19 protein-coding genes are annotated in these 19022 nt (G+C 31.4%); 4 read left to right on the top strand and 15 right to left on the bottom strand.

The genetic code is table 11. The annotated features are described in order from the left end of the window. Positions 1 to 122: 122 nt before the first annotated feature. The 5 genes from AAEO50_RS07375 to AAEO50_RS07355 form a co-directional block, all read right to left on the bottom strand. Positions 123 to 257: a hypothetical protein gene (locus AAEO50_RS07375; protein WP_341982047.1), complete on the bottom strand. Its 135-nt coding sequence runs from the start codon at positions 255 to 257 to the stop codon at positions 123 to 125. A 168-nt stretch (positions 258 to 425) separates the two neighbouring features. Next, on the bottom strand, positions 426 to 902 hold the full coding sequence (locus AAEO50_RS07370) for a hypothetical protein (RefSeq protein WP_341982045.1): 477 nt from the start codon (positions 900 to 902) through the stop codon (positions 426 to 428). Between the two features lie 104 nt (positions 903 to 1006). After that, on the bottom strand, positions 1007 to 1885 hold the full coding sequence (locus AAEO50_RS07365; protein WP_341982043.1) for a hypothetical protein: 879 nt from the start codon (positions 1883 to 1885) through the stop codon (positions 1007 to 1009). Positions 1886 to 1926: 41 nt separating this feature from the next. Next, positions 1927 to 2547, bottom strand: a complete 621-nt coding sequence (locus AAEO50_RS07360) for a hypothetical protein (RefSeq protein ID WP_341982042.1) — start codon at positions 2545 to 2547, stop codon at positions 1927 to 1929. After that, the gene (locus tag AAEO50_RS07355; protein WP_341982041.1) at positions 2528 to 3034 is read right to left on the bottom strand and encodes a hypothetical protein; all 507 of its coding nucleotides are present in this window, start codon (positions 3032 to 3034) and stop codon (positions 2528 to 2530) included. The genes AAEO50_RS07360 and AAEO50_RS07355 overlap by 20 nt, the downstream gene beginning before the upstream one ends. Before the next feature lie 836 nt (positions 3035 to 3870). Between AAEO50_RS07355 and AAEO50_RS07350 the strand changes: the two genes are divergently transcribed. From AAEO50_RS07350 to AAEO50_RS07340, 3 genes are all read left to right on the top strand, one after another. Continuing rightward, a complete protein-coding gene (locus tag AAEO50_RS07350) occupies positions 3871 to 5085 on the top strand; it encodes a hypothetical protein (RefSeq protein WP_341982039.1) in 1215 nt (404 codons plus the stop codon). A 2-nt stretch (positions 5086 to 5087) separates the two neighbouring features. Further along, positions 5088 to 5627 carry a hypothetical protein gene (locus tag AAEO50_RS07345; protein ID WP_341982037.1) on the top strand — a complete coding sequence of 180 codons (540 nt, stop codon included), beginning with the start codon at positions 5088 to 5090 and terminating at the stop codon, positions 5625 to 5627. A gap of 1252 nt (positions 5628 to 6879) precedes the next feature. Next, the gene (locus tag AAEO50_RS07340) at positions 6880 to 7758 is read left to right on the top strand and encodes a tyrosine-type recombinase/integrase (RefSeq protein WP_341982035.1); all 879 of its coding nucleotides are present in this window, start codon (positions 6880 to 6882) and stop codon (positions 7756 to 7758) included. A 58-nt stretch (positions 7759 to 7816) separates the two neighbouring features. On the opposite strand, the gene AAEO50_RS07335 is transcribed toward AAEO50_RS07340, so the two are convergent. From AAEO50_RS07335 to AAEO50_RS07305, 7 genes are all read right to left on the bottom strand, one after another. Further along, positions 7817 to 8194, bottom strand: coding sequence for a type II toxin-antitoxin system PemK/MazF family toxin (locus AAEO50_RS07335; RefSeq protein WP_341982033.1), 378 nt, complete (start codon positions 8192 to 8194; stop codon positions 7817 to 7819). 213 nt (positions 8195 to 8407) lie between these two features. Next, on the bottom strand, positions 8408 to 9172 hold the full coding sequence (locus AAEO50_RS07330) for a hypothetical protein (RefSeq protein WP_341982031.1): 765 nt from the start codon (positions 9170 to 9172) through the stop codon (positions 8408 to 8410). 132 nt (positions 9173 to 9304) lie between these two features. Further along, positions 9305 to 11494 (bottom strand): DEAD/DEAH box helicase, encoded by a 2190-nt coding sequence (locus tag AAEO50_RS07325; protein ID WP_341982030.1) that lies wholly within the window; start codon positions 11492 to 11494, stop codon positions 9305 to 9307. Positions 11495 to 11499: 5 nt separating this feature from the next. Continuing rightward, positions 11500 to 13314 carry a site-specific DNA-methyltransferase gene (locus AAEO50_RS07320; RefSeq protein ID WP_341982028.1) on the bottom strand — a complete coding sequence of 605 codons (1815 nt, stop codon included), beginning with the start codon at positions 13312 to 13314 and terminating at the stop codon, positions 11500 to 11502. A 227-nt stretch (positions 13315 to 13541) separates the two neighbouring features. Continuing rightward, on the bottom strand, positions 13542 to 13919 hold the full coding sequence (locus AAEO50_RS07315) for a DUF6527 family protein (protein WP_341982026.1): 378 nt from the start codon (positions 13917 to 13919) through the stop codon (positions 13542 to 13544). Then, positions 13909 to 15075, bottom strand: a complete 1167-nt coding sequence (locus AAEO50_RS07310) for a ThiF family adenylyltransferase (protein ID WP_341982024.1) — start codon at positions 15073 to 15075, stop codon at positions 13909 to 13911. Before AAEO50_RS07310 ends, AAEO50_RS07315 begins: the two co-directional genes overlap by 11 nt. Beyond that, the gene (locus AAEO50_RS07305; RefSeq protein WP_341982022.1) at positions 15050 to 15295 is read right to left on the bottom strand and encodes a hypothetical protein; all 246 of its coding nucleotides are present in this window, start codon (positions 15293 to 15295) and stop codon (positions 15050 to 15052) included. Before AAEO50_RS07305 ends, AAEO50_RS07310 begins: the two co-directional genes overlap by 26 nt. Before the next feature lie 133 nt (positions 15296 to 15428). Between AAEO50_RS07305 and AAEO50_RS07300 the strand changes: the two genes are divergently transcribed. Beyond that, positions 15429 to 16547 (top strand): helix-turn-helix transcriptional regulator, encoded by a 1119-nt coding sequence (locus AAEO50_RS07300; RefSeq protein ID WP_341982021.1) that lies wholly within the window; start codon positions 15429 to 15431, stop codon positions 16545 to 16547. A 109-nt stretch (positions 16548 to 16656) separates the two neighbouring features. Here AAEO50_RS07300 and rlmH read toward each other — a convergent pair whose 3' ends face one another. From rlmH to AAEO50_RS07285, 3 genes are all read right to left on the bottom strand, one after another. Then, positions 16657 to 17136, bottom strand: a complete 480-nt coding sequence (rlmH, locus tag AAEO50_RS07295) for a 23S rRNA (pseudouridine(1915)-N(3))-methyltransferase RlmH (protein WP_341982020.1) — start codon at positions 17134 to 17136, stop codon at positions 16657 to 16659. Positions 17137 to 17230: 94 nt separating this feature from the next. Then, positions 17231 to 17389 carry a CxxH/CxxC protein gene (locus AAEO50_RS07290; RefSeq protein ID WP_341982018.1) on the bottom strand — a complete coding sequence of 53 codons (159 nt, stop codon included), beginning with the start codon at positions 17387 to 17389 and terminating at the stop codon, positions 17231 to 17233. Positions 17390 to 17517: 128 nt separating this feature from the next. After that, positions 17518 to 18756 carry a S1C family serine protease gene (locus AAEO50_RS07285; protein WP_341982016.1) on the bottom strand — a complete coding sequence of 413 codons (1239 nt, stop codon included), beginning with the start codon at positions 18754 to 18756 and terminating at the stop codon, positions 17518 to 17520. Positions 18757 to 19022 lie beyond the last annotated feature (266 nt).

The following is a 19022-nucleotide window of genomic DNA, read 5'->3' as shown; positions in this document are numbered from 1 at the left end:
AAAAGGACAGATTTGTGGATCTGTCCTCAAGTTAAGATTGTTCAATTTTATCTAATAGCTACAGAGTAAATTTATTTATCAAAAGGGTGTGGAGGCTTGTGACTACCCGCACACCCTATTATTCAATCTAATTTGTTTTTATTAGCGTATTTTTTCAGTAATCCTGCAAGTGTATCAATCAATTCTTGCTTTTTTAACTCTTCTTGGTTTGAAATAATAAGATTTGATTTTTTATATGAATTGTTTGTGGAACTCATTTTTTATCTACTCCTTATACAAAAAGGGACATCCATGTCCTCTGAAAAACTCTAATATGTACGTTTCTATAAAACAAAATTTCAATTATTTAAAGGTATTTCATTATAATCTTAAGTACTCTCCCCTTGTTAATAAAGGACGAATTCTTTTTCCCTTAGTAGGAAACTTTATTTATTATCTTTGTTAAGTCGGTCTTTCAGTTCTTTTATATTATAACTAACCCCGTTATGTTTAAAGATTTCAATTTGAGCTATAGTATTTGGATCCTTCATAGAGTACTTTATTCCTTCAACATAAGAAATTAGATCATAATCTTCATTGTTCAAGTATTTTCTAGCCCTCCTACAAGGGAAAAGCGTTAAAGATGTATCATTATCACAAAATATAGTTACTTTCCAGTCATAGAAATAATCATTTTTCTCAATTTTCCAACCTGAATTTTCGAAATTACCAAGTAAAAATTCTCCTAAATAAATCCCGAGAAAAAAATGTGACTTTAAATCATCTTTATTATCAATTCTTTTGAACATTTCTTGAAATATAAATAAATTATATAACGAGTACTCCCTGGATATACTTAGCATTGGTAATAATTCATTTTCTAATAAATATTTCATCTCTTTAAATTCTTTTTTAGCATTCATTATTATCTCTCCTTAATTGTTTTGAGTTACATATTATTGCTATTTAGAAAAAGAAAGGATCTCCTAGTATCTAGCAACTTTTTCATATATTTATAACTAAATTGTTATCCGTTCAACATTAAAGATTTACTTTCCAAAAAATTAAAAACCTCTTCAAAATTGTTCATTTGATAAATCTCCTGCAAATCTTCTAAACTAAGAGAGAGTTTGATAACAACATATGAATCATCTATATCTAATTTAGGCTGATTTATGTATCCAGGAAGATCAAAACCAACAAACCTTTCGTCGTTTTTAGATTTGATATATCCTTTATTCTCTTTATCTTTCACAAAGATCACTGCTTCTATTATTTCGTTATCACCATTTATTAATTCTTCAAGACGGATTGGTATATTTCCAGTAAGTTTACCCTCTATTAAGTACCCATCAACAATGTTATCCCAATTTATAAATTCTCTAATTTTAAAATCCTTATCTTCATAATTAATCTTCTCAAGTAATTCATAATCTGTTGGCTCTCCGTCTATAATGGGTTTTGGCTTAGACATTGGATAAAGATTTTGAAGGAAGTTGATAACATCTTCAATTTCATTCATTTCGCTAATTTTCTTCAATTCGTCTTCCTGAATTGCTAAAGTTTCAATTCTAATATGAACTCCTTGCCCTATAGCTTTTGGATCTTTTCTTGCATATCTCTCAAAATCTTCTTGCTCAAATCTTATAACTTTACCAATCCCGAACCCATAATCTCTGTAATGTGTATATACTTTACATCTAACAAAGTCTAATACAGCTACCTCACTTATAACTTCATTTAGTATTAAATCCGCTGAAACTTGGTATGCATTATTAACATTTGGCTTTTTCGACACTATACATAAACCTTTATAGCCACAAGATGTCATAACTTCTTCAAATACATTAAAATCGCAATTTTTATTATTGTTAATATATTCTATTATTTCTTTTTTATTAAACATTAATATCACTCTCCATAGTTACTTTTATAAAGCTGCTAAATCTATTCTTCAAAATATCCTGTTAAGACATATTCATCATTTCTGAATCTATATATGTGCATAACTTCATCATCATATTGACTTTCATGCACAAAAAAGATAATGCTAAGATAGTTCCCTTCCTGATGGAGTGATGTCCTTATAAAATTAAAATCTCCATCTATATTTTTGGTGAAAATTAAGTCATAAAGCTTATTAAGCATTTTTTGGTCATAAACTTGGTATTTTAATTCATTAAATGGCTGTTCCCCAAAGTCACCACCTAAGGTATTATAACTTTCCTCAATATTTATTAAGTTCAGGATATCGTCGAAACTCTTGTCTTTATTTGGAAGTTTATTTAATAGTTTAAGGATGTAACCTAATTCTATTTCTTTATTTTCTTTCAATTCCTTAATAATATATGGGATATTATCATTTATTTCTTTTAATTGAACATCTGCTTTTTTATCTGGGCTCCCAACATAGGAAATACTGTTTAAATATAAGTTATAATCACTTGTACTAAAGGTATAAATTGAAGTATAGGTATACATATGGGCTTCAACATCAAATTCTATTTCAATGTTCCAGTCAGAATTAATCAATTGAAACTTTGTCATTTTAATATTTATTAAATTCATTTTTTTCACCTCGTTTTTTTGAAACTTCTTGAAAATCTATAAAGTCAGATGTATGTAGAATTTGTTCAGCATCTTTAAGTTTTAAACGTAAATCAGTTCTATATTTCTTCTTTTTATTCGTTTTCTTCGGTACACAAAAATTCATAACTATATAATCTTCTAAACTATCATTTAATAATTGTCTGACAGATCCATTGTCTTTGAGACAAAGATATGCTAATAATAAGGTCCTTTCTGTTAAAAGAAATAAGAAGGACGGGCAACTAATGAAAAACTCTTGAAATAGGTATTTTATTTCTTTTGATAAGTACAATTGTTGCAAATTTTGATAACCATCAAATCTCATTTCAAACTTATCTTTGCTTTTGTTTTTTTCTAAGAATGGAAATAATGATGCTAATAATTCTATGTCTAGTTCTCCGCTAATTAACTCATTTTTATGAACCCTGAAAACCCAAGTCATATCCTGCATTATTTGTCTTGTCATTTTAATCTTCCTTTCCAAGTTATTCACAACTTTTTCAAATAGTTAATTCGAATACAAAATAAGGTTACTTTTGAATATATATAATGTTTCTAGTTCGGGAATAGGATTTATCATTTACGACCCTTTCCCTATACGTTTTGATAATGGAGATCCGTTATCTCCTTTTAACTAAATAATGTCAATGAGCAATAGTTCTATACAGACCAAAAAAGGTCCCCAAAAGTATTGGAGACCTTAAAGATTGGTATAAAAAAAAGACCAATCCATTCCAATACCTAAAATGCATAACTGTTAAATGAGCATACTACTCCCTAATAAGGAGTAAGTTTACCTAATAGCAAAATGAACACATTTGTCCTATAGGTAGTAGTCATCATATTTAACAGTTAGATCCCCATACTAAACAAAAATTTTTGTGTTGTATGGTATCTAGCATTTCAACACCTTCCAGTGAAGGTATTGGAATAAATTAGTCTATTAAAAATAAAATTATAAGTAGTCTTCTATAAATTACCACCTTTCATTTGTTGGTAATATACATCCTAGCAAGATGTTTCTTTCTTGTCAATAAATTCTTTGAAAATTTTTATTATTAAGGAGGAGGGTTTATTGTTTTAATTAGATTATTACTTCTATATTTATAGGGAGGACATCTTCACAATAATATAATTTTGATTGTTAAAGCTAATAATTCTAAAATTATAGTACTGAAATTTACTGTTTCTATACAGGAAAATTTCCTTATATTAATTGTCCGGAAGATTTCCTAAGAAATTTGACATTTCTATTTCCCAATATATTATATTTAAAAATACTTATTGGGAGAGAACTTTATTATGGGATATAGCCAAAATGATTTAATTACTAACGCTTGGAAGAGGTTTCGTATTTTGCATAGAGGGGAAATTTCTCCGGTTGCCTTTTTAATTGGCGATACACTCTATGAATATGCTTCAAAATTGAGTTCAAATAATACAATATTACTTAGCAACTATTTTGTATATGAATATAAGAAGTATAAAATAGCGAATGATGTTGGTGTAAGTGCAGATTCCTTAAGAAAAAAGACAAAAGGCAGGAATGGCACAGTTTGGGATGAACTTCATAGAATAGGTTTTATTATAAATAGTAAGAATCATTTAAAGGTTAAAACCTTGAATAGCGTCAAAGAAACTGATTTTTACATGTCTACAAAAGTGGCGATTCCCTTATTTGTTGAAGAGCTAGCAAATGAGAAAGACTTAGTAAACTTAGGTTATTTTTATAAAAAAGTATTCGGCAAAGAGAAAACACTTAAATATATAAATAATTTAGAAGAAAAAATCAACGGCACATACGAAACAAATGTCGTAAAAAAAGTTAGTACTGTTGACTTTACGAAGGAAAACATTAACAATTATACTCTTTTTGAAAAAGATACTGAGAAAGTAAAAAGAGCTAAACTCTGCTTTAAATTTTTCTGTTTACTCGGTAGATCTGGTATTGACGTACAAAAAAATATTGAAGAATCATTTAAATTTTTTAACATGTTCATTCATCATTGCTTTAAGGAAAATCAAGGCGGGAACTTAGGGTATATTGAAATAGAAAAAACAGTCCAAAAAGTATATAACTACTCCAAACGAGGAGACAATATGCAGACTATATATGGACAGCTAAATAAGTTTTTTCAGACCGACATGATTAGTGAACTAGCTCGTGAATTTGGAATATCTGAACAGGCTTTGAAAGAGTCTTCTCTTGAAGAAAAGCGCAAACAAACAGAAAGTAGATTGACTAAGGAAAATAAAAAGAAGTTGGAAGTATTAGAAGGTACATTGAAGAATGAACCGGTTGATATCCAAATAAATATTTTGAAAGACAAAATTAATGAATATTATCTAGATAGTATTAAATTTGAAGACTACCATTACCAAACTAGATTATTCTCTCTTTTATCTGCAGCTGAAAGTAAGAGTCAGGAAAACGAAAGATCTGATGAATTCTATGAAGAGTATCTAGAATATGGTGATAGAGAAGATTTTGAGCAATTACTTTTCGAGGCTAATTAACTATGCTTCTTTTAGCCCTAGATCCTTCTTTATCAATAGTTGGATACTCTATTTATTACGTAGATAAAAATGAATGTAGCTTATTAACCTTTGGTAAATTCAAATTAGATCATAAACTAGAGTACTTTGATAGAATCCTAACAATAGAAGGATACTTAAATAAAATCCTTAATTCAAATAGAGAAATTACTCATTTAATCGTCGAAGATATACAATATCAAAAAAAAATTGGTGTAGCTGTATATAAAAAATTGTCATTTTTACAATTCTTTCTTAGATATTATTCCCTATGTAATAATCTAGAATCCGAATTTGTTCAAGTAAATTCTTGGCGTAGTGCAGTTGGTCATTTTTGCGACTTAAGTAAAAATAATAAAATCATTTGGAATAAGTATGTAAATTCACAAATCAATCATGTAAGTGAATTAGACAATAATGTAAGTGACGCTATTGGAATTGGTTTATGGAAATGTTTACATAGTCCTTACAAGTTAAGCTCCTCTGAATCTTTTCAAACTATAATTAATAAGAAGCAACTTTAGTTGCTTCTTTACTAATACTATGAAGATATTGGATGTATTAGATATATAAGATAGAAGATATCTGTTAGATATGTTAGATATATATGATATATATCTAATGAATAATATATCTCAATCCTTTACAGTTTGAAAAATTTAACAAAGTTTATATCTTTTTTTTATTATACCTCAATTTTTTTCTATTATATTATTAATCCATCATCGTTTCTACTAATCATCAAATAGCCTTCTATAACTAACTTTACTACTCTTTACTCAACTACTCTTTAGTATCACCAATACAAATACTATTAATCTATTTAGAAGTTTTCATTTACTAGGATTTCAAGATACCTTATAATGGAATAAACTGGAAGGGTGTGATTGAATATGGAGTTTTTATTTGACTTGAACTTTATTATTGCTTTTAGCCTACTAAGTGTCTTATCTGGCCTATGTCTAATGATTACTGAGAAAATCTATCTGTATATGGGATATAAGAAACCTGAACTTTTCAAAGATGATTTTTATTTGTCTGAAAAATTAGTGAAGAAATATGGTAGTAAACTAAATAAAAACCATTCATATTTAGTTGATGAATTTAACCAAAGAAAATTAGAGAGAAAATTTAGGAGGTAATATGAACATAGCAATCTATTATTACAACCATAATTCATTACTCTCGCAGCAAAAAAAAGCTATAAAAAAATTCCTAACACCTTACGATCACACAAACATAAAATTGTTTTTCTACGTTGACTCTCCTGCAAGCAATAAGATAATGTTAGATACTTTGAGATACGATTGCATAAAATTTGATATTATCCTGGTTTATTGCAGACATATCATTAGTATTGATGCAAGTAAGTACGATTTCTTTAGAGTTTCTGTTGAAATGAAAAACTGTCTACTCCTTGACACTCAAAATACGTTTGCCCAAGAAATTTTATCTTTTAAGATAGCAGGGAATTAAATATCCCTGTCTTACATAGTTGCTCAGAACAGCTTTCTTCTCATACTTTCCCCACCAATCTTTTTTTCTCACTAATCCCACTCTAGTTATATTCACAAAGCCATTAATTATATTAACTGTTTCAATAAAGTTTATTTTTTTATTTAATAAATTCTTTCTACTCAACTTATAAATATTATTATGCGATAAGAAATTTTGAAAAAGAAGTGATTAAATATATAATTCAGTAGTTTTCCTTATAAACTCATCGTTATAAGTACCATATAAACTGAGCGTATAACAAAAGGAGAGGATAGTTTTATGAATTACTTAATAGAGTTTAAATTATTTCTAGAAAATGAGGATAAAAGTTTAAATACTATTAAAAGCTATTTAGATACAATTGAAAAGTTCCAATTCTGGTTAATCAATTGTTATCAAATATATGACCTGAAAATTATATCTATTAGAGAAATCAAATTATATAGAGAGTCATTATTACTGAAATTTTCTCCTTCATCCGTTAATCAAAAATTGTCCGCTATAAAAACCTATTATCATTTTTTAAAAGAAAAAGGTGAAATTAATGTGAATCCTTCAAATAACATTAAATTGCAAAAAATAGAAGATAACTTTGATAGCCAGTACCTTACTCGCTCGGAGGAGTTATCAATTTTGAGTACAGCAAAAGAAATGGGAATGAAAACTTATGCTTTGGTACTAATATTAATGAAAGCTGGAATTAGGGTGAGCGAGGTATCTAATCTGAGGGTTAGTGATATACTTCTTAATGAAAACCCTACAATACTTGTTAAAAACTCTAAGAGACAAAAAAGTAGGTATATTCCAATTTCCAAAGATGTTGTAGAAGCATTGAATAGTTGGATGTATGAAAGGAATAGATCAGAAAAAATATATCACCAAAGTAGTGAGTTTGTTTTCACATCACAAAGGAATGAAAGGCTTAGTGAACGAGGTATTCAACTAATATTGAAAAGAATTGAGCAAAAAACAAATATTAAACTATACCCGATTCGTTTAAGGGCGACTTTTGCAAACAATTTATTACAAACTTCTGGAATACCTATTAATATACTATCTTCCTTAATGGGGCATTCAAATGTAAATACTACATTGAGATATGCTTCCCCTAGTATGGACGATAAAAGAAAGTATATAAATAAACTTAGCGAAATATAAAACGATAAAGAAAGTACATTACTATGTGCTTTCTTTATCGTTTTTCACAAATAATTTCTCAAACAAATATAACATCTGTAAAATTTCTATTAATTACAGAATGTCTTATCCCCTGATCTAAATTAATATTTTTTGAATTTGGAAAATTTCCAATTTTTCTTATAATCCTTCTCTTATCGATTGTTGTGATATTCATAAAGTCAAACTTAGTTATCCCTTTATGTAGTTCACACTGATATATTGCAAGAGCAACAATTGTTGTTGGTGCAAACTTATTCCCACGATTGTTCTGTAATACTAAAGCTGGAACAGTTTCTCTTTTATAATAATCAATTCCTTCTCCTTGAATTAAAAATATATCTCCTCTTTTTATAAAGTTCTCATTCAAATAAGCATTTAATCGTCTATCCTTTTTGGCACTCTCATATTTCAGCATCTATACGCACTCCTATTTTTTAAAAGTACGTAAGCATAACATCAAAAAAAATTCTCTCCAAAAGTGATACCTTTTCATATTTTTTCATAAACAAAGAGAAAAGGTTTTTCACCTAAAAAATAAACCTTAGACTATCCCAAGGTTTATTTTCTAGATTTGTAATATGTAATGTTGGTGCCCCTAATATTTGTTAAGTATTTATGATGGTTAAGATTAATATTCCATAAAATCCGATAAGCTAATCCTTCTACCTTCTGAGATTGGAGTTTGTTTACTAAAATCCACATTAAAAACGTTTAACTCTTGAACATTATCATTCCACGGGTTATTAGTTCTTATATTATAAACAATATCAAATTCAACACCAGTTTGGTTTGCTAACTTAGATAACGCCCTGAAATTGTTATAATCATCCACATAAGGCTTCCAATCTTCAAAGGATTGAAAAGAACGCTTTAACTCGTAAAACCTTACAAGATCACCTTGATCTGATACTTTAAACATATCAATATCTACTGCAACAATTTTGTTTCCTAAATTTTCTCTTTGCCAGTTTTGATAAGCGCTTGAAGAGGCTTTATTAATAGCATGGCTTGTAGGTAGATCATTTAATGGTAAGCCAAGGTCTTTTAACTCATCGGCGAGCTGCTTCAAGGAGATTTTCATAAGTTTATTATCTCCCACTGAATAATCTACTTCTTCAATAGTTGGTAGGTCAGTTCTAAATACTATTGTAACTAAAGGTAAACCCGTCCTCGTACTTATTTGTCTCAATAATTTTCTTGTTTCTACAGCGTTATTAACTATCTTTCCTGTCTCATTTACACCAATTACTAGTGCAAGTACTCTAGGTTCAAAGTTATCTTCTTTATCAGCATATATTAGAGCCCATAACTCCCCTTTGGGGAATTTTAAAGAAGGATTAGGATTACTATCTAGATAGTCATATAAACCGTTAGATTTATAGTATTTACTCAATTATATTTCCTCCTGAAATAGAGGCACCTATAATATAGTACAATACTCCCGTTGTAAATACCTCCCATTTTTAAAATTTTATTCTAAATTTTAAAAATGGAGCCAATTAATTGGCTCCATAAATAGTAGTTTTTATAAAAAATCATCTAATAATTTCCACTCTTCACTTTGAATGTCATCGTTATAATTATTCATACAAATAAATAGTTCGTTGTTGCTTTTATCTTTTCTAACAAATCCCCCTTTTAATTGATGTTTATCTATATAACGTTTTAAAACTTCAAACTTTTTAGGAGAAAATTTGTCAATGTCTTCACTTGCTCCACTCCTGTTAAACCCACCTTTTGTTTCAATAATCCAAACTTCCCCGCTTTTTGAAACTATATAGTCTGGATAGAATGACTTTTGAGTACCTGAATTATCTCTATATACTATTGAAAGATATTCATTTCCTTTATCCCCATTTTTATAGATCCAATCAACTTTTTCTGATTCATTGCAATATTTTTCAAATGTCTTTTCCGAGTCTGAACGCACCTCAGCAGAAGAAAGGTATCCTTTATAGACATTACTTATATATTCCCTTTGAACTCTATTCTTTTCATTGTATGTAAACAATACTTCTTTGGGAATATAAAATGGTTTTTCTGATACTACTGGTAATTCAGAAGTGATCTGTAAAAATGTACTTGCCATTGCTTCTCTAAAATCTTCTTTTAATTTCTCAAAATTATTAATAACAAAAGCGTAAACCTCACGTGTATCTAACCTAAGAATCTTACGACTATAATTAACTGTTTTATCAAATAACCTTCTTACAATTGTATTCATCTGCTCATAAGACAAGCCTATTTTTGTACCTAGAGTACTTACACGGTTATGATATTCTCGTCCATGTGTATGTGTATTAAGTGGTTCAACCATCCCTATTTTATCAAGATTCTGGAATTCTTCTACTGTTAAAGTGTGTATTTTTCCACTAAATGTATTTTTTATAATTTTATCAGAGAATATGTAGCCTTTTGTCTCCATTCGAGTTTTATTTTCTGTTGTTTTGGTAGAAGTACCATATTGTTGATCATAATACGAAACAAGTGTTTTTAAGGACTGCTGGGCGTCTTTTGGAGCTCCTAAGATTGATTTTTGCTCACTGATAAGAGTAAAGTCCCTGTATTCTTTTTTTAGAAATAATTTCTTACCTTTCAAAGCACCATTACCGAAATGTAACTGAACACCTTCTGAAAACTTTTCATCAAATGTATACAAATAACACGAGTCGAGTAAATCATTATCATAATGTCTTAATTCTGGCATTCTCCTTATTCTACCAATTGTTTGTATCTCAAATGTTTCACCAGTGTTTTCTCTTAATTTCACTAGGATATGTGCCCTTGGACAATCCCAACCAGTAGCTATTGCTTGTTTTATTATTATTACAATCGGCTTTGCATCATTTCCCTCAATATTTTCTAGGTTTTGCTTTTTATCACTTAACCAAACAGCTAACAAGCCGTTTTCATAAGTTATGTCTTTAGTTGCTAGATAACGTTCAACTTCGTCTTGCATAACCTCACTATTATTTGGAAGTTGAACAACGATTAAAGGATTGACACTTGAGTCATTTTGCTTAAGTGCAGCTTTTAATTCTTCTTGTTTATTCATTGATTTATCTAGGAGAAAGCCTACTTGGCTATCAATTTCTAAAGATTGACCAAAATCTTCATTAATCACAATCATTTTTTTAATTAAACCTTCTGCAATTACGTCCTCCTCATTTACTTCAATCAATGTAGCATTTGGGTAATCACTTGGGGTAGCGGAAGTTCTTATAATTTTCTTTGGTTTAAATAAATCAATGATATCACTTGCTTTTACAGTGTCATTTTGGTGAGATTCGTCCACAATTATAATAAATTCAAGTCCATTATTATGTGCATTGATTATAAGATCTTGAAAATTCTCTTTCTCACTTTCTTTTAAAGCATTATTGCCCTTTTTAGTTAGCTTCTCCCAGTTTATAAAACAAGCATCATTTTCTTTAAATCCTTCAGTCATAACTTCTTCTAATAACTTAGTTGAAGAATTATGGATGTATTTATCCATTTTATCCTTGCTCTGTTCCTCTAATTCTCCCTTCCCAGGAGTAAGCCAAACAAATACATTATTAAAGTGACCTTGTCCGTATTGGTACATAAAATGAGTTAGAACAATGGTTTTTCCAGATCCAGTTGGACTTTTAAACATAACTTCTTGATTGGTATCATCCATACTTTCAATTAAACTACCCATTGCTTTTAATTGAAAATCTGCTAAATTAACCACTCATATTACCCCCTAACCTCTTTGTAATAATAATTTGGAATAACATTGACTTTTATCTTATTACTTTTAAAGAGATAATCTTGTTGGCCAGTAGTAAGAACATCATGTCCCAAATACAACGTTTTACACTCTGCTAACTTCTCTTTATTATTAGTAAACTCCTCTAATTCTTCTTCTGTTAGAATAATTGAAATTTCTTCGGTTTCACTGAAATTAATTCCATTTTCCAGCTCAACTAGTTCTTTCACATGTCGAAGAAGCTCATCAGCATATTCATAGTAAAGTTTGTCAGTTATTTCGATAAAGTCCACTTTATAATATTTTAGACTTTCACTATATCCTTCTTTTTCAATAACATTTTTTAATCTTTTATATGTTGTCTCTCGACATATATTATTTTGGTTATTTGTTCCTAATATAAATTTTCGGCTTCCGTTATCTTTTTTATTTAGCTCCATTACAGCGTGTCCAGTTGAGCCAGACCCGGCAAAAAAGTCAACAATCATTTTAGCATTTGGATGAATTGAGGTAATAAAATATTGTAAAGTATCAATTGGTTTAGCATATTCAAAATTGAGTCCTTCCTCTAGGAAAAAGTCGTCGTCACTCGCTGCACTAGCATAAATTGAAGGTGTGTTTTCAGCCATATTCTCTTTAAGAAAGTATTTCCTTTCTGGCTGCTTTGTTTCATCATCCCCAAACAAAATACGCTTACCATCCAAAAGTTTTTTCATTGTAGAAGGGGGGTTCCTCCAACCCCTTCTTGGAACTGGACATGGTTTTTTAGTATCTGGATGAATAAGTGGTATGAAGTAATCTTCAGGGGCTTTCTTTTTATTTGGCCAAGCCATTGATACACCACGATAAACTTCGCCATTTTCATCAATAAACTTATAGGCTTTTTCACCTTTGGAGAATGGTTGTTGAGACAACCAACCCTTAAATTCTTCATTTATTAACTCTAACGTATACTCAACCTCAAATTCTTTTAGTAACGCTTTAGAGTAATTAAAAGGTTTTACAACTTTTTTAATTTCTTCTGGAATTCGTTTTTTCCCTAAAAGTTTAAATAAAGAATTTGCCTTTTTAATAATTTTCTCAGCATTGGGCTTATTTCGCATACATGTATTTTCCAAATTCGCAAATTCACTCTTATTTTTTGCGAAACAAACAACATATTCATGCATAGTTGATACACCTTTTGGGTCACCTTTAGGATTCATTTTATTCCAGACAATCATTCCTAAATCATTTTTTTCTCCATAAATTTCATTCATTAACGGAACTAAATTAAAAACCTCATTTTCATCTATATGAATGAGTATAACTCCACTCTTTGATAACAATTCCTTACTAAGTAAAAGACGTTTCTCCATAAAAGAAAGCCATTTTGAATGTTTGAAGGTATCCTCTTTATCTACATATTTATCATCGTAAACAAAGTCGTTATCCCCACGATTATATGGAGGATCAATATAAATTAAATCTATCATCCCACTATGTGTCTTTTTCAATAACTCTATGGATGCCAAATTATCCCCTTCAATTAAAAAGTTAATATTTTTACCATTGTTAATAAATAATTCCTTTTCTTCAGATAGTACAGGGATATTATCCTTTAATTTTTTATCTATTCCTTCTTCATGTTCTTCAAATACAAGTCCATATTTCTTCGCAAAAATGTCATTCTCTATTTCAGCTATGTAGCTTAATAAGTGTCTTTTATTTTTATCATCAGCACTATCTTCTAGGAATTTTTTTACTTCTGTAATCTTTTTAATTAATTGTTCCCTTTTTTCTTTGGAAATGTTCGTATTCATTATTACCACCGCTCTCTATAAAACTGAAAAATGAAATTTATTAGTACGCTCTTATTTAAGCAATACTAATAGTTTACATGAATAAGGTTCATATTTGTAGATTTGTTGATGGTAACTAAGAAGATAATAAATTTGACTAATATTCTATAACGAGTTCTAAAAATAAGAAAACGTTTCTGTATTTACAGAAACGCTACAAATTTAATGCATTTTCCCATAAGAAATTCCTATTTAAAAAAATTTCTAATAAAGTTAAGAAAACGATTACCTTTTCTACCGTATACAACATGTCTTTTTAAATCTTCTCGGTCATTTTTTATAACATTTCTTATTGCATCCTCGGAGAAAGAGCCGGACCAGACCACTTGGTTGTTTGTTATAAAATAATGAGATTTACAAGGATGACTCCAGTTACCGATCGATGGGGAAAGTGATACAGTTTCACCGTCATATGTTAGTTTCCATCTTGCAGGTGAAATAGATGTGACAATATCGGCACCACACCCACATGCACATTTGTGTTTGGCTACATCATACTCCAATGATATATATAGAAGGTTCTCTTCAATTTCTGCTGGTATGAATTCGACGAATTTATGTTGCATTACTAATTTCCTCTTCGTCCACTATAAAAGTAGAATTGTAGATGGTTTCTTCACTTATATAAAATCCGTTCATTTTTTTCCAAGCTAATATTCCTAGGATAGCATTTAACGCATTCAACTCAGATATTTGAATATTTTGTGAGTAAACATCATTATCTGCTGCTTGTCCTATGGCTATTTTATTTAAAGCTGAACTATTATCAGGTGTAACTAAAGTTTTTCTTACACTTCCTCTTATTGAATCGCCCACAACTGATAATCCCATCCCTAAATCAACAAATGGTATCCCTGAAGTCATTAGATAATCTATGATTACACTTTTGGCTTCTGCTTTATCCAATGCTAAAAACACAAAGTCATGTCCTTCTAATAGTTTCACATTTGAACCATCAATAAAAACCTCATATGGCATAATGCCACCTCTTAAATTATCGTATCTATTTTTTAAAAAAGATACTTTACTCGGTCTTTGACTTAGTTCCTCTTCACTTATTACCCCAGGAATTCTAAATGCGTTGTGATTATACATAACATCACCATCGAACAATGAAATGTGTTTAACAGGAGTTTTACTGACAAAATCCAGAACAAAAGAGCCAGTTCCACCTAATCCGACTATAGCAACTTTTTGGTTTTTTAATTTTCCTGATATATGTGTTAAACCAGCTCTAGCTGTATTGGTATCTGGATAATTAAATATACTAACTTCATTATAACTTTCGAAATCAAAGTTCTGTGCAGTTACACTAGGGTCAATTGACTTTGCTGGTGCAGATAACAAATGTACATATCTTTTAATTTTAGAATAAAAGTCTGGATAGTTCCCACTCAGCGGCTTTGATGAGAAATAATAATTCCCTATAATGTCATTTGTAAGCGGAAAAGTTTGCGGACTATTAACATAAGACTTATCCTCTTTCCCAAATTGATCACAAGGGAACTCCCCAGCAAACCTAACAGTATGGTTTTGTTGAAGCACCTTATTTTCTCCTGATAAAGTAAAAGGGCAAAAGATAGTGCCAAACACTATCTTTTTTTCCTTATTAACATATGGAATCCCTTTCACAACAATATTATCATTGATTATAGATATATTGTATCCTTCATCTTTCAACTTTTTTAAATCTTCATTATGATCTATTAGTTGAATCGACATTTATCCTCATTCCTTCTTTCATCTTAATCATGTCACCAAATGAATATTCATGGATGTGCTTTTCACCCTTGTCATTTTTCAGTGTAGACACCATAGTGTAGGACTTTTGAGAATCATCAAAGTTTCCATATGCAAGTATTACTACATCTTGAAAAGAGAAGTCTCTCTTTTCAACTTGCTTTGGCTCAGCATTAATGATTACCGTGATTAATTTTTTCACTTTTTTCCACTCCTTACCATCTTATTATAACACTTGTTATAATTAAAATAACATTCGTTATAATACTTGTCAAGAAAAAATAACATATGTTATTTTATATATTAACGATATGTTAAAGAGAGAGGTCATTTCAATGAATGTTAAAGATAGAATTATTCAAAAGAGAAAGGAATTAGGTCTTAATCAAACGGAATTAGCAAAAAGGGCAGGGCTAAAACCTCCAGCAATAAGTCAATATGAATCTGGAGCAAGAAATCCATCTTATGATGCACTGCTTAAATTATCTAATGCCTTAGGGGTAAAAGTTGATTACTTAATATCTGGAATTAAAGATGAAAGTGATTATTCTCTTGATTCAATGAGTGAGGTACTAATTAAGATTTTTCAAAGCTTAACAGTATCTAAAAAAGAAGAAATAATAAATTATGCAATGTTATTAACTGGACAAAAAAAACAAACTGAAATATTGTCTACAGATCCAAAACAATATGCAGCATATATCTACTCACAGTATTTTGACAAAAAACTACCAATAGATATATATAATCTTGCAACCGAATTAAATGTAAATATTCTTTATGGGAATATTAGAGAAGATGCTGACGCAATATTATTTAAAAGTAATCACACCATAATTTTAGATGAAAAACTTAAGCACGAATCTCGAACTAAATTTGCTATTACAACCTTAATAGGACATTTAATACTTCCTTGGCACACTAATGAAATTTACTATTATAGAAAGAAAGGTCAATCGACGCTATTAACAGATAATACAGAGGAAATGGAAGCAAATACATTTACAACAAATCTCATTACACCACCTGAAGACTTACAAAAGGATTTATCAATTTACAAATCTAAAAATGCAAGTTTATCTAACCTAAAACAGTTGGCAGATGAAAAGTATAAAGTTTCTTTAACATCTCTTTGTAACCGTTTAGTTGAACAATATAATGATACTTTTGCAGTAGTGTTTTCAGATAACAATAATAAAATAACTAAATCTTTTTCAAATAGTATAAAGATCAAAGATACTGGTTCTGACTTAGATAAAAGAAGCATCGCATTTGATCTAATAAAACAGAACTATAAAAAAGAAGAATTTAAAGACGAAATTGTAAAGGCAACAACATGGATAACTGACGCATCAGAGAATGAATATGTTTATGAAAGTTCAGTCTTTAATCCAGAGTATAAATCGGTACTTACACTAATCTCCAAAATAAATAAAGTTTCTTCAAAATCTTGATGAAACATATAAAAAAAGGCTTGATTACACATCAAGCCTTTTTTTATTTAATGAAAAAGTAAATCCAGAACCTTTTTATCAAAAATAATTTCAACTTTCTGCTTTACCATCACTTGTGATACGGTTCACCCCGATTAATCCGGAATGCCCGGTAAATCTGCTCCACCAGGATCAACCGCATCAACTGATGAGGAAACGTCATTTTTGAAAAGGACAATGTATCATTCGCCCGCTTCATTACCTCATCACTTAACCCGAGTGATCCGCCGATGACGAAGGCGACTTTGCTTTTTCCGTAGGTGGCCAACTTGTCCAGGTTGTCAGCCAATTCCTCGGATGATTTCATTTTGCCCTGGATGGCGAGGGCGATGACATGGTGATCGGGGGAGATTTTGGACAGGATGCGTTCTCCCTCTTTATTTTTGACCTGTTCCATTTCTGAATCGCTCAAAACTTCCGGTGCTTTTTCATCTGCCAATTCGATGATATCCAGCTTGGCGTAGGCTCCGAGACGCTTTACATATTCGCTGATTCCTTGCTTCAAATATTTTTCTTTCAGTTTCCCAACCGTTACAATCGTGATATTCACACTTCATCCTCGCTTTACAAACAATTTACAAACACATTATCCACAGAACTTATCCACATATCCACATCAACCGTCCACATGCTGTATGGGAATATTAGTTCGCCACAATATATATTGCGTTATTCCCACAATATTCACAGGTTGTGGATAACTGTTCTTCTTTGGACAGTTCTTTCAGATCCGGCGCTACTTCATGCTCGTCTACAATGATATCCATTGCAAGCTCCACGTGCTCTAAACAGCAGTAAATCAAAGCGGATTCCTCCTTATTTTTAATAAAATATAATTCAAAATATTTATCCACAGGTTATCATATCACGTAAAGAAAAAGCAGGAAAGGTGCTTTTCCCCTCCTGCTTCTTACTTATCCACAACGATGGATTATAAACGTGATTCATCCGTCAATTTCATCGTCAGTTCTTTCTTTTCTCCGTTCCGGTAGTACGTGACCTTCATTTGGTCATTGACGTCTTTGTTGTTGTACAGATGTTTTCGAAGATCAATCAGGTTCTCTACTTTCTCTCCATCAAGTTCAACGATTACATCCATTTCCTGTAGACCCGCTTGTGCTGCAGGAGAATTTGGAACCACCTGTCTGATCATCACACCGTAATTGACTTCTTTCGGAAGTTTTAGCGTTTCCTGCTGGTGATAAGCAGAAATCCGGTTCACATCTTCAAGCATGACACCCATGGCTGGCCTTTTCACTTCACCGTATTGTTCAAGATCATCGATGATCGGCTTCGCGTAGTTGATTGGAATCGCAAGTCCGATGCCCTCTACTGCTTCTTGGGCAATTTTCATGGAGTTGATTCCGATTAATTGACCTGAAATATTGATCAAAGCACCACCGCTGTTACCCGGGTTGATGGCTGCATCTGTTTGAAGGACCTCGGCGTTCCAGTCTTCCATCCCGTCCTGATTGATGTCGACAGGGATCGTTCTTTCCACTCCGGACACCACTCCTTGTGTCACTGAACCCGAGAACTGAAGACCCAATGGATTCCCGATCGCGATGACCGGTTCACCGGCTTTCAATTCATCTGAATTACCGATTTCGGCCACACTGTCCTTTGCAATGCTGCTTCCGTCAATTTCGAGTACGGCAAGGTCTGTCCACACATCCGCACCGCGCAGGGTCGCCGGCACCTTCGTACCATCGGACAATGTCACTTCCAGCTGGTCAGCGCCTTCAATGACGTGGTTATTGGTTGCGATATAGGCTTTATTCCCCTCTTTTTTATAAATGACTCCTGATCCTGTCCCAGCCTGCTGATCCTGGGATTCACTCTGTCCCCAGAAGCTTTGCGAACGGATATTTGAGATCCCGACGACCGAGTCACTGGATTTCTCAACCGCCTTGGTCACATCCGTGGTGACGTTCACAGAAACATTCTTCTTTGTGCCATTATGATACTCTTCGTCCGTTTCCTTCAAATCCTGATCCGGCTGGATTGAATATGGCAATACATTGAGGTTATGTAACTGAGGAATCGCGATAATAATTAAAATAGCCCCGAGGATCGCACCAAGCAGCCCGGCAAGGAACATGCCGCCCCGGTTGCCTTTTTGCTTGGTTCTGCCTTCTCTATTTATATCCTGATCATCATAATATCCCATCTACCATCATCCTTTCATCAGATATTCCTTTTGTTATTTTATCTTTACAAGCCTGATTATAGTCAGGTTTAATTAAAAAATGATGAAAAACCTTAAAAACGTGGGGGCGTTTAGTTTAACTCTTTTCTCTATGAAATTGAATAGCGTGGATGTTTGGCCTACTCTAGCAGGTGATTGGAGTGCAAGACGAAGACTCCTGCGGGAAAAGCGAGACAGGTGAGACTTGTCCAGCTCTGGCGGCTAGCCCCTCGAGGTCATAAGCTAAA

This window comes from Rossellomorea oryzaecorticis (assembly GCF_038405515.1).
Taxonomy (GTDB): Bacteria; Bacillota; Bacilli; order Bacillales; family Bacillaceae_B; genus Rossellomorea; species Rossellomorea oryzaecorticis_A.
The sequence above is the reverse complement of the archived record's forward strand: the minus strand, read 5'-3'. Positions and strand labels throughout refer to the sequence as shown.